Annotated in this window: 13 protein-coding genes; 4 read left to right on the top strand and 9 right to left on the bottom strand. The window is 38.2% G+C overall.

Annotated features, from left to right (window positions below):
- Positions 1–236: 236 nt before the first annotated feature.
- Complete coding sequence (locus NST66_RS04955) at positions 237–2,351, top strand: ATP-dependent Clp protease ATP-binding subunit (protein ID WP_034268219.1); 2,115 nt, start codon at positions 237–239, stop codon at positions 2,349–2,351.
- 50 nt (positions 2,352–2,401) lie between these two features.
- Here the strand turns inward: NST66_RS04955 and NST66_RS04950 are convergent, their stop codons facing one another.
- Positions 2,402–2,680 (bottom strand): hypothetical protein, encoded by a 279-nt coding sequence (locus NST66_RS04950; RefSeq protein WP_033578378.1) that lies wholly within the window; start codon positions 2,678–2,680, stop codon positions 2,402–2,404.
- A gap of 340 nt (positions 2,681–3,020) precedes the next feature.
- Here NST66_RS04950 and NST66_RS04945 point away from each other — a divergent pair, with 340 nt between their 5' ends.
- Entirely contained in the window at positions 3,021–4,604 is a 1,584-nt protein-coding gene (locus NST66_RS04945; protein WP_340843176.1) for a PAS domain S-box protein, read from the top strand.
- A gap of 25 nt (positions 4,605–4,629) precedes the next feature.
- Here the strand turns inward: NST66_RS04945 and NST66_RS04940 are convergent, their stop codons facing one another.
- Entirely contained in the window at positions 4,630–6,324 is a 1,695-nt protein-coding gene (locus tag NST66_RS04940; protein ID WP_033578376.1) for a M3 family oligoendopeptidase, read from the bottom strand.
- A gap of 171 nt (positions 6,325–6,495) precedes the next feature.
- Positions 6,496–6,966 carry a MarR family winged helix-turn-helix transcriptional regulator gene (locus tag NST66_RS04935; RefSeq protein ID WP_013082231.1) on the bottom strand — a complete coding sequence of 157 codons (471 nt, stop codon included), beginning with the start codon at positions 6,964–6,966 and terminating at the stop codon, positions 6,496–6,498.
- A 199-nt stretch (positions 6,967–7,165) separates the two neighbouring features.
- Between NST66_RS04935 and NST66_RS04930 the strand changes: the two genes are divergently transcribed.
- Both NST66_RS04930 and NST66_RS04925 read left to right on the top strand, forming a co-directional pair.
- Positions 7,166–7,933 (top strand): DUF4931 domain-containing protein, encoded by a 768-nt coding sequence (locus tag NST66_RS04930; protein WP_028414160.1) that lies wholly within the window; start codon positions 7,166–7,168, stop codon positions 7,931–7,933.
- Positions 7,934–8,089: 156 nt separating this feature from the next.
- Positions 8,090–8,821 (top strand): ZIP family metal transporter, encoded by a 732-nt coding sequence (locus NST66_RS04925; RefSeq protein WP_028414161.1) that lies wholly within the window; start codon positions 8,090–8,092, stop codon positions 8,819–8,821.
- A gap of 64 nt (positions 8,822–8,885) precedes the next feature.
- On the opposite strand, the gene NST66_RS04920 is transcribed toward NST66_RS04925, so the two are convergent.
- From NST66_RS04920 to NST66_RS04895, 6 genes are all read right to left on the bottom strand, one after another.
- Positions 8,886–9,125: an aspartyl-phosphate phosphatase Spo0E family protein gene (locus NST66_RS04920; protein ID WP_013082228.1), complete on the bottom strand. Its 240-nt coding sequence runs from the start codon at positions 9,123–9,125 to the stop codon at positions 8,886–8,888.
- Positions 9,126–9,601: 476 nt separating this feature from the next.
- A complete protein-coding gene (locus NST66_RS04915; protein ID WP_340843175.1) occupies positions 9,602–10,942 on the bottom strand; it encodes a CoA-disulfide reductase in 1,341 nt (446 codons plus the stop codon).
- Between the two features lie 86 nt (positions 10,943–11,028).
- Positions 11,029–12,063: an ABC transporter permease gene (locus NST66_RS04910; RefSeq protein WP_028414163.1), complete on the bottom strand. Its 1,035-nt coding sequence runs from the start codon at positions 12,061–12,063 to the stop codon at positions 11,029–11,031.
- Entirely contained in the window at positions 12,060–13,565 is a 1,506-nt protein-coding gene (locus NST66_RS04905; protein ID WP_028414164.1) for a sugar ABC transporter ATP-binding protein, read from the bottom strand. The genes NST66_RS04910 and NST66_RS04905 overlap by 4 nt, the downstream gene beginning before the upstream one ends.
- A gap of 16 nt (positions 13,566–13,581) precedes the next feature.
- Positions 13,582–14,658: a sugar ABC transporter substrate-binding protein gene (locus NST66_RS04900; RefSeq protein WP_028414165.1), complete on the bottom strand. Its 1,077-nt coding sequence runs from the start codon at positions 14,656–14,658 to the stop codon at positions 13,582–13,584.
- Between the two features lie 122 nt (positions 14,659–14,780).
- Positions 14,781–15,296 carry a 1,2-dihydroxy-3-keto-5-methylthiopentene dioxygenase gene (locus tag NST66_RS04895; RefSeq protein WP_013055961.1) on the bottom strand — a complete coding sequence of 172 codons (516 nt, stop codon included), beginning with the start codon at positions 15,294–15,296 and terminating at the stop codon, positions 14,781–14,783.
- Between the last annotated feature and the right edge of the window lie 7 nt (positions 15,297–15,303).

The following is a 15,303-nucleotide window of genomic DNA, read 5'->3' as shown; positions in this document are numbered from 1 at the left end:
CAAATCATTGTACAAAATGCTTCTAATGTTTTTATATATATAAAACGGGTACACACAAAACACACGTTTTTTTAATGTACTACCTTTTGCACATAAGCGAGGAACTTCCCTCAAAAAATTTTTAAGCAAAAGACTTGAAAGTCAAAAAAGGTCAAAGTATAATGAGATTACGAAAGGTCAAGAAAGGTCAAACACCTGCTGATCTTCGATTAAAATCATTTAGGGAGGCTAATTAAATGATTTGTCAAAACTGTAATAAACGTGAAGCATCTATTCAATTAAATGTACAAACAAATAATCAAAAATCTCAATATCGTTTATGTCATACATGTTATCAAGCACTAATGAAAGAACATAAAATCCCATCAGGCTTTGGAGGTGGCGGCTTTATGAACATCGATGATTTATTCAAGCAAATGGCGCACGAACAAGCTGCACCGGAGCAGCCACAGCAAGGAAACGGCGGCGGAGGCTTTTTAGATCAATTTGGTCGAAACTTAACTCAAATTGCGAAAACGGGATTAATTGACCCTGTTATTGGCCGCGAAGAAGAAGTAGAGCGCGTCATTGAAATTTTAAATAGAAGAAACAAAAACAACCCGGTACTAATTGGAGAACCCGGTGTTGGTAAAACAGCTGTAGTCGAAGGGTTAGCTTTAAAAATTGCGGAAGGAAAAGTTCCTGCAAAGCTGCTAAATAAAGATGTATATCTGTTAGATGTAGCATCACTCGTAGCTAATACGGGCGTGCGAGGTCAATTTGAAGAGCGTATGAAACAGTTAATTTCTGAGCTTCAACAGCGAAAAAACGTGATTTTATTTATCGATGAAATCCACCTTCTTGTAGGAGCAGGTTCAGCGGAAGGTTCAATGGACGCAAGCAATATTTTAAAACCTGCTCTTGCACGAGGTGAACTTCAAGTAGTCGGAGCTACAACTTTAAAAGAGTACCGTTCCATTGAAAAAGATGCGGCTCTTGAACGACGTTTCCAGCCGGTTATGGTTCACGAACCGTCTGTAGAAGAAGCCGTTGAAATTCTAAAAGGAATTCAAAGTAAATATGAAGATTATCACGGCGTTAGCTATACAGATGAAGCGATCCGCGCTTGTGTAAATTTATCACACCGCTACATTCAAGATCGTTTCTTGCCTGATAAAGCAATTGACTTGCTAGATGAAGCAGGTTCAAAAATGAACTTACAGGCAGGCATTACAAATAAAGACGACGCAGCCGCTCGCTTAAAAGAAATTACAAAAGAAAAAGAGCAGGCGCTAAAGGATGAAAAATATGAAGTAGCGGCAAAACTGCGCGATGAAGAAGCTGCTCTTGAAAAACAACTAAACGAAGAACAGCAAAAAATGAATGTGGATATTGCTGACATTCAAGCCATTATTGAAAAGAAAACGGGTATCCCTGTTGGTAAACTTCAAGAAAATGAATCAGCAAAAATGAAGCATTTAGCAGAGCACTTAGCTCAAAAAGTAATCGGACAGCAGGAAGCTGTCGAAAAAGTAGCAAAAGCAATTCGACGTTCTCGCGCTGGATTAAAAGCGAAGCATCGCCCAATTGGTTCATTCTTATTTGTCGGTCCAACAGGTGTCGGTAAAACAGAGTTAACCAAAACATTAGCTGAAGAACTGTTCGGCTCAAAAGATGCAATGGTTCGTCTAGATATGAGTGAATATATGGAAAAACACGCGGTGTCTAAATTAATCGGTTCACCTCCTGGCTACGTAGGTCACGAAGAGGCAGGACAATTAACAGAGAAAGTACGCCGTAACCCTTATTCCATCATCTTACTAGATGAAATTGAAAAAGCTCATCCAGACGTTCAGCATATGTTTTTGCAAATTTTAGAAGATGGACGTCTAACGGATAGTCAAGGTCGCACAGTAAGCTTCAAAGACACGGTTATCATTATGACAAGTAACGCTGGTGTAGGTGAAAAGAAAATTACGGTTGGGTTTGACGCAGAAAATGATGCGCTTAAGCAGGCATCCGTTTTAGATTCACTTTCATCTTATTTCAAACCAGAGTTTTTAAATCGATTTGATACAATCATTGAATTTAATCACCTTGAAAAAGATAACTTGATTAAAATCGTTGACCTTATGCTTGCTGAATTAAAAGAAACATTACAAGAACAAAACATCACGCTGAGCGTAGCAGATGAGGTAAAAGAAAAACTGGCTGAACTTGGCTATCACCCTGCATTCGGTGCTAGACCACTCCGCCGAGCAATTCAAGAACAGCTTGAAGATCGAATTACAGATTTACTGTTAGATGATGCGGACGTATCAACAGTGAACGTAACGTTAAATGAAGCGAGCGAAATCACCGTACAAAACTAATAGAAAAAGCGACTCTACTTGAGTCGCTTTTTTTATAGAAATACTTTCGTTTATTTACTTTCATCTGTTTTTTCATCTGTTTTTTCGTCCGCACTATCCGTTGATTCTTCTTGATCATCAGCTGCTTCATCCCCAGATGAGTCATCTGCTTCGTCTTGCTTCATTGTTTCCTGTGAATCATCTGTTGTTGTATCCTCCGATTGAGTATCATCCGACTGTTCAGTTTGCTGTTCTGTTGCATCTTTTTCATCCGTTTGTGAGTTGCATGCTGTGATTAACATAATTGCTAGAAGTGATCCAAATAACTTGACTAATAAACTTTTGTTCATTTTACCGTCTCCTTTCGAATCATCTGAGCCTCTATGTAGTCACCATTCATATGGCTCTACTGGCAGTATAGCCTATCCAATTGGAAAAAAGTTCACTTTTACAAGGTTATCACAAAAGCTTTACATCTCCTTCATTTCGTTCATATTCCCCTCATATTTCCTTAATAGTTTATGACCAGCCACATTCTAGATCTATCTTCCTTGGTCTAAGTGCTCAATTCGGCTATTCACATAGTTGTAACTATGCTAATATGAGTGATATATTACTGTATCGTGCGACTAGCTGACTATGAAGTTATTCTCCTATAAAGTTATTCACCATTTAAGAAAGGGATTTTTTATGGAATCACACAACCTCATAAAAAAACGTAATTTTATTCTTTTACTTATTTTTTGGCTGCTGTATTTTGTCCACATTGTGTTATACCACTTTATTGCAGCTGATCCTCATCTGATTGTTTTTATAAGCGGAGGGGTTTTATTATTGGTAGTGACGGCTATGTATTACTTTCATTTTCATCCTGCTATCATTATGTATTCTTTTTTTATATGCTATTATGCCTATATTACGTACATAACATCTATTGAACCTGCTGTTATTAATTATTTGTTTTTGTTTCTTGGAATAATTGTTAGCTTTATTTACTATAGCTATATCGCTATTGTAACTTCTACATTAATGTCCATAATAATTGTTTTGTACTTTTATGTAAGCAACACTCTTTTTACATCTGTGACTTTCGTGAAATTAGATATCGTTTATTTCATTTTGTTTACGCTGATCACAATGATTATTTTGTTGTATTGTGCTCATTTCTCTAAAAAATTGATTGCTATTACGACGGTCAAAATGAACAAAACCGAAGATGAACTTTACTCAGCTCAAGAGTATTTACAATCTTTTTTCACATACAATCGCGACGCCATTTCCGTATTCAGTCTAGACGGCAAAGTGATTAAAGTAAACGATGCTTTTGAGCAAATATACGGATGGAAAGCGGAAGAAATTGTCGGAAAAGCCATCCCATTTATTCCTGCTGGCTTAAAAGGCGACGCTGAAAACCGATTAGAAAGGGTTAAAAAAGGAGAAAAGCTGGTAGCCTTTGAAACCCAAGATAAGCGAAAAGACGGAAAAATAATTGACGTAGAAATTACTGTTTCACCTATTTTTAATCGTGATCAGCAAGTCGTTGCGCTTTTTGGTATTTCACGCGATCTTACAGAAGAAAAGGAAACAGAAAAATTTCTTCGCCAAACCGATAAATTATCTTTAGCCGGCGAAATGGCAGCGGGCATCGCTCATGAAATTCGAAATCCGCTTACTTCCCTGAATGGATTTATTCAGCTTATTCATGAAGACAGCAGCCGCTACCATTCTTATACAACCATCATGCTGAGTGAACTGAATCGTATTAACTCAATCGTTGGAGAATTTTTATTGCTCGCTAAACCTCATGATACGGTTATGAAAAAACATGCATTCTCTACTATTTTAAATGACGTTATTCTTCTGTATGAATCAGAATGTGTATTAAAAAACGTCGTAGTTAAAACGCAGGTGGAAGCTCCGCATACATACATCTGCTGTGATGCCAATCAAATTAAGCAAGTACTCATTAATTTATTAAAAAATGCGCTCGAAGCTATGCCTAGCGGAGGAGAAATTCATTTAAACGTTACTCAGCATACTAAAGGCCTTACTATTTTCATTAAAGATACAGGAGTGGGTATTCCCTCAAATTTGCTTACGCACATTCAAAAGCCCTTTTTTACCACGAAGCCATCAGGCACCGGTCTTGGACTTGTTGTGATTAAAAACATTCTGTATCAGCATAAAGGAACATTTGAGATTAAAAGCACTGTGGGCGAAGGAACCAGCGTTACCCTTACGATTCCTTTATGGAAAGAAGGAACATGTCAATAAAAAAAAGCCGCAAACGCGGCTTTTTTTATAGCTTTTTATCATCAATACTATTTAAATAGCTTTCAATTTCATCTACTACAGACTGCACGCAGCCCTCTTCGAATGGAGAGATCAAATTCGCTTCCTCTACTAATTCTAAAAATGGCTTACTTCCGCCAAGCTTACACAAATGAACGTAATCTTGCCATGCTTGTTCATGATTTTCCCGATCTTTTTTCCAAAATTGAAATGCACAAATTTGAGCGAGCGTGTAATCAATATAATAAAACGGAGACGTGTAAATATGAAGCTGACGCTGCCAGAAGCCCCCGCTTTCTAGATAGTGATGGCCGTCATAGTTTTTAGAAGGCATATATTTCTTTTCAATTTCTCGCCACGTTTGTTTTCGTTCCGAAGGCGTCATCTCAGGGCGTTCGTATACAGCATGCTGAAATTCATCAACTGCTACCCCGTAAGGCAAGAAAGTTAAGCCTGAGCTTAAATGAGAAAACTGGTATTTATCTTTGTCCTCTTTAAAGAACAACTCCATCCAAGGCCATGTAAAATACTCCATGCTCATCGAATGAATTTCAGCTCCTTCATGCGTAGGCCAGTGATACTCATTGGTTTCCATATCTCGGCTGGAATACACTTGAAAAGCATGCCCTGCTTCATGCGTTAACACATCAATATCGCCTGATGTTCCATTAAAGTTTGAAAAAATAAACGGCGCTTTGTATTCTTCAATAAACGTACAGTAGCCTCCGCCTGCTTTGCCCTTTTTAGCGACTAAATCCATTAAATTATTTTCAAGCATAAAGGAAAAAAATTCGTCCGTTTCTTTAGAAAGCTCCTTATACATAACCCGTCCATTTTCAATAATCCACTTTTCATCACCTTTTGGCACTGCGTTTCCTGTTTCAAACTGAAACGGTTCATCATAATAAGTTAAGCTCTCTACTTGAATTCTTTCCTGCTGACGCTTTTTTAGTTTTTCAGTAAGGGGAACAATATACTCTTTCACTTGTTGGCGAAAAGCGGCAACCATTTCAGCATCGTACCCTATTCTAGACATACGAGCATAGCCCACTTCTACGAAATTTTTATAGCCTAATTTTTCAGCAAGCTTAGTCCGCACTTTTACAAGCTTGTCGTAAATATCATCAAATTCCTCTTCATGATCAGTGAAAAATTGAAACTTCGCTTCTGCTGCTTTTTTTCTCATTTCTCGATCAGATGACTCCATAAACGGATCGAGCTGAGCTAACGTTCTTTCTTCTCCTTCAAATACAATTTTAGCTGACGCCACTAGCTTCGTATATTGAGATGATAGCTTATTTTCTTCCTGTAGCTCTTTTACTATTTCAGGAGAGAACGTTTTTAACTGCATTTCAGCAAGAGAAAACAGCTGCTTTCCCCACTTTTCTTCTAGTTCCGGTTTAAAAGGTGAAGAGATTAAGGCTTTGTAAAATTTCTCTACGTATCCTTCTAAAAGCGGCTGTGTTTCATCAAAATAGTCTTGTTCTTCTTTATAAAATTCATTGGCTGTGTCGATAGAATGACGAATATAGCAGATGTTCCCCATTGTACTGTACTGAGAATATGCATCGTTTGCTAGACGAATTGCCTCATTTTGCTGACTGACTGACCCTGCTTCCGTAAAATGTGTAATGGCCTTTTCAAACTGCTTTTCAATTTCATTCATATCAGGTCGCGTATATGTATAATTCTCAAATTTCATCATTTATTCCCCTTCCTCTATATGTCTGTATGTAACCTAATTCGTTTTTATCCAGCTGTATTCCTGTTAATTTCAATTTTTTGTCACTTTTTATTTTTTATGTCGATTGGTCATGAAAGAAGTCATAGAAAAAACTCGTTTGTTCAACAGAAACAAACGAGCTTTCCTTACTTAATTAGTCGATTCCGGCAAAAATTCATCTGCATAGTGCCCTAGTTTCTTAAGCATCGAAATGGCAACTTCCTTTTCTTCGCTAGATAAAACGGATAAAATATCATGAATTCTTTTTTCGTGACTCGGAAACATGCTTTCAATCATTTCCTTGCCTTGCTTGGTGATAGCTGCATAGGTTACGCGACGATCGTTCGGACAAGCAACGCGCTCCAAGAAGCCTTTTTTCTCAAGCTTGTCTACTACATACGTAATACTGCCGCTTGCCAACAGAATTTTTCCGCCAATTTGCTGAAGAGGCTGCTGGCCTTTGTGGTACAATAACTCTAGGACAGCAAATTCGGTTGGATTCATTCCATGCTGTTGAATAAATTTATGCACATGATCATTAATTGAACGATTGGCACGAGATAGTACAATAAATAATTTAAGAGATTGGTCTAACTCTTCTCTAGTTACATCATTCGTCATTTTAATCAGTTCCTTTGATATTATCTTGATATCAAGATAATACTAAAATTTCCCTTCAAAGTCAATCAAAGCAGGCTTATTTCATCGGTTATTCTCTCTGCTTGTACAATTTTTTTGATAAAAAATGTATATAAGTGGATTTATACATATGCTTTTAATACAATAAACATATGAACATTACATAAAAAGGTGAATGATTATGAAACCAACCCATTTATTATTTAATTCCGCGATTGGTTCGCAAAAGCCTGAAACAATCGTTAACCGGCAAAACCCCTGTCCCTTTTGCGACGTAGAATCTCTTACAGGCATCATTGAAAAACAAGGACCTATCATTTGGCTAAAAAATAAGTTTCCCGTTCTGCAAGATGCTTATCAGACGGTTATTATTGAGACCGATGAGTGTTCGTCAGAACTATCTATTTATCCAAAAGAACATCTGTATACCTTGCTGAGTTTTGCTACTGAACGATGGATATCGATGATGAACAGCGGAGAATATGCTTCTGTTCTTTTCTTTAAAAACCACGGCCCCATGTCTGGAGGATCATTACGACATCCTCATATGCAAATTATTGGTTTAAATGAGATGGATGTAAATGAAAATGTGAAGCTAGAGCAGTTTGAAGGAGTCACAATTGCCAAAAATGAACACGTCACATTTAATTTATCTGTAAAACCTCGAATGGGCTTTTTTGAATTTAACGTGATAACAGATCAGCTTGACAAAGAGCTGCACACGTTTGCAGATTATCTTCAAACGGCTGCTCACTATTTATTAAATCATTTTCATCGTAGCTGCACGAGCTACAACTTGTTTTTTTATAATCTTAAAAACGGCAAAATTGCAGCGAAAATCATTCCTCGCTTTGCCACATCTCCTTTGTATGTAGGATATGGCATTCCTCAAGTTTCCAATAAGCTTGAGCACATTGCTAACCAAGTTCAGGAGCTGTACTTCACCTAAAAAGTTGAACCTTCACTGGTTCAACTTTTTTGTAAAATTATTGCATAAAGCTGTTCATTTTTAAAATAGTCATGCTCATAGAAAACAAAAAAACATACACTAAAAGAACGATGTGAATTGAGGATAAAAAGAAGAATACGTAAAAGGAGACGGTTTATGACTGAGGTACTAATTGGAAGCATTCTTTCTGCGCTATCGACTGGAGTAGGCGCTTTGCCTATTCTATTTTTGAATCAAGAACTCACTCATCGCTGGAAAGATATACTTCTTGCGCTCACTGCAGGCATTATGACAGCAGCTTCTACTATGAGCTTGATTCCAGAATCTCTTCAAAGCGGCGGTTTTTTTTCCTTAGCGATTGGCTTACTGCTTGGCGTGGTAACATTAACACTCTTGGAGCAGAATATTCCTCACATTGATCTTGAGCATTCTAAAACCGGCATACAGTTTGATGAAAAAGCACTTTTAATTGTTTCCGCTATTACGTTGCACAACCTTCCTGAAGGACTGTCTGTTGGTGTGAGCTACGCTTCAAATGTTGAAAATACAGGGAACTTAATTGCCCTTGCAATCGGTCTTCAAAATGCACCTGAAGGACTGTTGGTCGCGCTATTTTTAGCTCAGCAAAATATCAGTAAAATAAAAGCCTTTTTAATTGCTACCCTTACAGGATCAGTTGAAATTGTAACGTCTTTACTCGGGTTTTATTTAACTAATTTTGTGGAGTCTCTCGTTTCATATGGATTAGCGTTTGCTGCTGGAGCCATGCTTTTTATTATTTATAAAGAGTTAATTCCGGAAAGTCACGGCGATGGAAACGAAAGATTTGCTACTTATTCGTTTATTTTTGGTATTTTGTTTATGATTTTTTTAATTAACATTTTTTAAAGCTGAAGAGAGGCCACGGGCAGCGTAATTGTTTCACTGCCCGATCCCGAATGCTTGTCCTGCATTACAGCTTTGAAAAAGATAAAAAGCGGCTAATCAGTGTGGCAAACGATGTCTTTTCTTCCTCTTCTTTTAAACGCTGCTTTTGATAAACGAGTAAGAGCTGATCAAGCTCTTGACTACAGGTAACGGTTTCTTCATTAGTCAGACCTTTTTCTTCTCCGAGCTGCACCATCTTTTGTCTTTTTTGGACGATTTCCACTAATAATCTCTCTGATTTCGTTCTATTTCTCACTCCAAACACAAAATCCTCTCCTATGACAAAGAAATTAGCTTATAACGCATTATTACAAATTCTACTAAATATGTAAATAGAGTCGCAATAATAGACATTTTTTTCGCAAAAAAATTATTTTGTCGGAATTTACAAACGCTTACATTACTATAGGAATACCGTTTATCTTTTTTTTACAAGTTGTTTTTCGACAAAAGATGCTGCTTGTCGAATAAAAAAGAGGTTGAGACATAACGAAATAAATCCAATCGAAAGACGAACGAATGAGATACATGAGCTGGACTGCTTATGACACCGCAATTGATTTCCGTGCAAGGCTTCGCTTTCCGCGGGAGTCTTCTCCTTGCCCTCCAATCAATTGCTAGAAGGAACGAAACAAATAAAACGATGTGCACCATCACAAAAAAAAAGAACCACTCATCAAACAGGTTGATGAATGGTTCGTTTTTTACTTGGACTCAACTACTTTTGTCCCAGCCTCTTTTTTATTCAGCTTTTTGAGCAGCGATTTGTACAGCATCCCATACCGTAGCAAAAGGAGGGGCATATGAAAGATCTAGCATGGTTATTTCATCTGTTGTGAGGCGGCAAGTAATAGCTGTCGCAAATACATCGATTCGTTTTGCAACTCCTTCTTTCCCAATCATTTGAACTCCTAGAATCTCTTTTGTTTCAGGATGATAAACAAGTTTTATGACCATCTTCTCAGCTCCTGGATAGTAAGAAGCATGACTCGGAGCCTCGGCTGTGATGGCTTTGTATAAAAGAGAATTTTCTCTTGCTTCTCTTTCTGAAATACCGGTTTTTCCGATTTCATAGTCCATCACTTTGACAATGCTTGTACCTAAAACACCCGGAAATTTTCTATTTTCTCCCCCTAATCGGTAACCAAGAACCCTTCCCTGCTTATTGGCAATGGTTCCAAGAGCAATATGAACATCTTTTTTTAATACGCGGTGATAGCTCGTTGCACAATCTCCCGCTGCGTAGGTATGAGGCACGTTGGTTTCCAACTTCTCGTTTACTAAAATAGCTCCATTTTCAAGCATTCTTAGTCCGTTTCTTTCTAAGAATTGCGTATTCGGACGAACTCCTACATTTACAATCACTAAATCCGTTTGGTACGTTTGACGGTTTGTTTGAACGTGAGTGACGGAACCATCTGAATGCAGCAATGCTTCCACTTCTTCTTCGAAATGAAATAAAATATCGTCATCTAGCTGCTTTTGTAGATGCTCTGCCATGTCTTGATCTAAAATAGATAGAATCTGCTTTCCCTGTTCAATGACCCGTACTTCTTTTCCCAAAGCCTTCATTGCTTCAGCTACTTCCATTCCGACATATCCTCCACCAATAATAGTGACTTTTTCTACGGAGTGAGCCTGTAGATATGTATAGATTCTTTCGCTGTCTTCTAATGACTTTAATGTGCATACATTCGGCATGTTATCACTCATAAAATTAGGTTTAACAGCCGTTGTTCCAGTTGCAATGATGAGTTCATCATATGTTATCTCTTTTTCAGCGTGCGTTTTGACATCTTGTGCTACTATGTATTTCTTTGTATGGTTTACTTCTTTAACTTCGTGAAAAAGATGGACGGAGATATTTCGCTCTTCAAACTCTTGTTTCGTACGAGCAATCAAATCGTCTTTTTCTTTTACAACACCTGACAGATAGTAAGGCATGCCACATGCGCTGTAAGAGATATCTCCACCTTTTTCAAACACATGGATTTCCACTTCTTCTTTTTCTTTCATCCGGCGAAGCTGTGAAGCTGCGCTCATTCCGGCGGCTACTCCTCCTATAATGACGACACGTTTCATCTATACTCCCTCTTTCTACATAAATAATAGATTATACTATTGTTTTTCCTTATTCTTCCCGATTTCAAACGAAAAAAAACGGCTGTTTACACAGCCGTAGATGTTTGTTTCGAGCGGTAATACGTTAAAGCCAAGGCTCCTGCTAATACAGCTCCTTTAATAATATCTTGCATATAATACGGAACATTTAGCATCGTTAATCCATTTAACAGCACACCAATTAAAATAGAGCCAATCAGCGTCCCGAATACATTCGGTTTCCCTGCTCCAAATACGGAAAAGCCAATGTATGTAGCAGCTACGGCATCCATTAAAAATGGTGAGCCTGCGTTCACTTCTCCTACTCCAATACGGGCAGCTAAAACGACTCCTCCAATTCCAGCAAGCAAACCTGAAAACATATAGGCATACATACGATAACGATTAACCGGTACACCCGAAAGTCTTGCTGCTTCTATGTTACCTCCTGTTACGTAGAAAAAACGACCAAACTTTGTATAGGAAAAAACGATATGAACAAGCAGCACAGTCAGCAGCATAATGATCACAGGGACGGGAATACCTAGAAAGTGACCTTGCCCCAGCGCAAGGAAAGAAGGAATGAAAATTCCCGGAGCTCTTTCTCCGCTTGGTAAAGGCATATTGGTATAAATAGCTGAGCCTTTTGTATACGTTAATAAAATCCCCTGTACGATAAACATCATTGAAAGCGTGGCTAAAATATCAGGAATCTTTACTTTCACTACTAAAAAAGCATTCACTAACCCGATGAGAAGCGATGCAATAATCGGAACAATGATCGCAACTGCAATTTCTTGTCTGTGTAAAACGAGCATAGAAGCTGATAAAATAGTGGCTAAACCAGCCGTAGATCCTACAGATAAGTCGAGTCCGTTGACCGTTAACGATATCGTTACACCAAGCGCAATTAAGGTAACAATGGAAATAGAGCGCAGAATATCACTAATGTTTTCTCCTGTTAAAAAGTTAGGTGTGGCAATGGAAAAAATAATCATAATAACAAAAATCATTAAGACTGTCCCATATTTGTAAAAAAAGTCGAAAACGCTTATTTTTCTCTTTGGTTTCGCTACAGGTTCTGTTACATACTCCGCACTCATCCTTTTACTCCTCCTGCTGTATAATAAAATAATTTTTCACTAGTTGCTTCTTCTTTGGATAATTCTTTCACGATTTTCCCGTTGTACATAACATAAATTCGATCCGCTACCCCTAGCAGCTCTTCGAATTCACAGGTTGCATAAACAACGCCTTTTTGCTGTGACACAAGACCTGTAATTAAGTCGAATATCTCTCGCTTAGAGCCCACATCAACCCCTTTAGTAGGCTCATCGAACAACAGTACGTCAGAATCCGTAACAAGCCATTTTCCGATTGCTACTTTCTGCTGATTTCCACCGCTTAACGTTCCAACTGACTGCTCGATAGAATGAGACTTTACGCCAACTTGCCCAGTCGTTTTCTGCGCTTTTTCTTTGATCTTTCCTCGCTTTAGAAACGAATAATTTGTAAAGCGGGACAGACTTGGCAAAACTAAGTTATCGGCAATCGATTCATGAACAAAAATTCCTTCTTTTCTTCGTTCTTCAGGAACAAGAGAAAGACCTTGTGCAATATAATAATACGGCTGCTTATTCAACTTTAGTTTCTTGCCTTTTAACCGAACGCTGCCGCTGACATATTGCTCTAAACCAAATAGACTTCGGCAAAGCTCCGTTTTCCCTGCTCCTACAAGCCCTGCAATACCGACTACCTCTCCTTCTTTTACATGAAAAGAGATATTCGAAAGGCGCCCTGGAAGGGATAATGCTTCTACATGTAAAAGTTCGTTTCCAACTTCTACTGATTTTTTGACCCACTGTTTTACAGAAGACGTTCCTAACATGAGCGTAATCACGTCTTCAATTGATGTATGTGAAGTTTCTTTTGTAGCTACATAGCGTCCGTCCTTTAAAACCGTTAAGCGGTCGCAAATATCAACCACTTCTTGAAGGCGATGTGAAATATAAATAATGCCTACTCCGCTTTTCTTCAGCTCTCTCATCACAGAAAACAATTGTTTCGTCTCTTCCACACTAAGAGGTGCGGTTGGTTCATCCAAAATTAAATAATCAACATTCTGTACAATTGCACGTGCAATAAGCACCTGCTGTTTTTCTGATAGAGTTAGATCAACAACATTTTTTTTAACGGATAAAGAAGAACCAAGTAAAGAAAGAGCTTCTTCCGCTTTCTTATAAATAGATTTCCAGTTTACAAATGTCTTACTTTTCTTAGAAACCTGCACGTCTAACACAATGTTTTCAGCTACTGATAGCGAAGGAATCAGCGCTACATCGACTTCTTGGTGTACAATGCCGATGCCGTGGCTCTTCGCTTCTTTAGGAGAAGAAATAGAGATTTCTCCTCCGTCTTTGTAAATCTTTCCTTCGTACTCGTCGTAAGCTCCGCACAATATTTTCATCAACGTACTTTTACCGGCACCATTGGCTCCCAATAAAGCATGAATTTCCCCTTTTTGAACAGTAAAATCAACTTTGTTCAGCGCTTGAAAAGAACCAAAGTTTTTTGTAATGTTCTTCATTGAAAGCTCGTTCGTCATGTCTGTCCCTCCACTTCTACTCTTTTTTACCCCATTCTTCTACGTACTGACTAAGCTGGTCCATATTAATCGTTTGATTAGGCAAGTCAGTTTGTTTGACTAAAACCGGATCAAAGGAATAATAACGAGGGATCTCTTGACCGGAAATCTTTTTAAGAAGCAGGTCAACCTGCTTTTCTCCTACTGAAGCTGGGTTTACAGCAGCTGACGCTTTCCACGGGCTGTTTTTTGCCTGCATCATTTGCAGGTCTTCATCAGATAAGTCCACTCCATATACCTTAATCTCATCTCGTCCTGCTTCTTTAATCGCTCTTGTGACTCCTTTTGCAAATTCGTCCCAAGGTGCCCAAACGGCTGCAATGTCTCCTTTATTTGGATACTGCTTTAATACAGCCGCCATTTTATTTTGAGTGTCTAGAGAGGTGTTGTCTGTTGCGCTTCCAAACGTGGCAATTTGTTTTACATCTGGATAGCGATTCATCATAATTTTATAAATGCTGTCGCGTTTTTCCATCGGTGCAAAGCCTCCAACAAACGCATATACAATATTTCCTTTTCCGTTAATGTCCTGCATCATTTGCTTTAGCCCCTGGAGCGCAAGCATATAATCATCTTGGTCAATCGTTGTAACGCCTTCTACTTTTAATTCTACGTCTGTTGCAATAACGGGAATCCCTTTTGCAATCGCGCGCTTCACGCCAGGTTCAAGGGTTTCAGCCCGGCCGTGGTCAATCATAATACCGTCAACATTTTGGTTAATAGCCGTGTCTAAATACGCCGCCATTTTAGATTGATCATTATTAGAATCAGAAACGGATAGCTGTACTCCTGCTTTTTTAGCCGCTTTTGTCACACCTGTTATGTACTGAGCAGCGTGAGTGCCTGACGTAAATTCAGAAATAAGAGCAATTTTTGTATCTTTCGTAATCTTTTTTCCTTCTTGCTGTACAGGCTTAGCAGAAGCCGCTTGCTGCGCTGGAGCTGCCTGTGCTTTCTCGTTTAGACTTGGCTGTTCTTTCGTGCAGGCAGCCAGCGCAAAAACTAGAAGCACGAGCAAAGTAAGTGGCCACAGCATTTTTTTACTCTTTTTCATGGTGTTCCTCCTATTAAACTTATTATTCATATAAAAATAGTTAGTTTTATAATAATCCAAAGAATACCCCGCTTTTAGATGTAAAAGCGGGGTGATCATGACCTATGCTTTACAAGTAGTTGTTATGCGTAAATAGGTACCCATCCTTCAGTTGTCACGAAAATTCGCACAGCGACTACTTTACGATCTTCCATTAGTGTAAAGTAATGAAGAATGTTTTCTGGTACTGAAATTAAATCGCCCGGCTCTAATTCAACATCAAAAAATTCACCGTCTTTTCCTTGAATAACAAAGATTCCATGACCGCTTACGATAAAGCGAACTTCGTCATCTGTATGAATATGCTTGCGCTGAAAGTTTTTTAACAATTCATCAATGTTTGGTGTAGATTCCGATAACGAGATAACATCTTGCGCTTTATAGCCGCGGCGTTCAGAAATATCTTTAATATCCTCACCAAAAGCGTTTAAAATTTCTGTTTTTTCTTCATCAGTTAAATCATATTTTTCACGAAGATTTTCTGGAAGTTTTGTAATATCCCAGTTTTCATAAATAACTTCATTGTTTGCCAGAAAAGCTGATACTTCCTCTTGAGTTTCAATTCTTTTATTATTTACATGTAAGCGAATTTGCGCCATTTTTATT

Origin of the sequence: Priestia sp. FSL W8-0524, from assembly GCF_038005965.1 — a bacterium.
Taxonomy (GTDB): Bacteria; Bacillota; Bacilli; order Bacillales; family Bacillaceae_H; genus Priestia; species Priestia zanthoxyli.
This window is presented reverse-complemented; position numbering and strand designations above follow the sequence as displayed.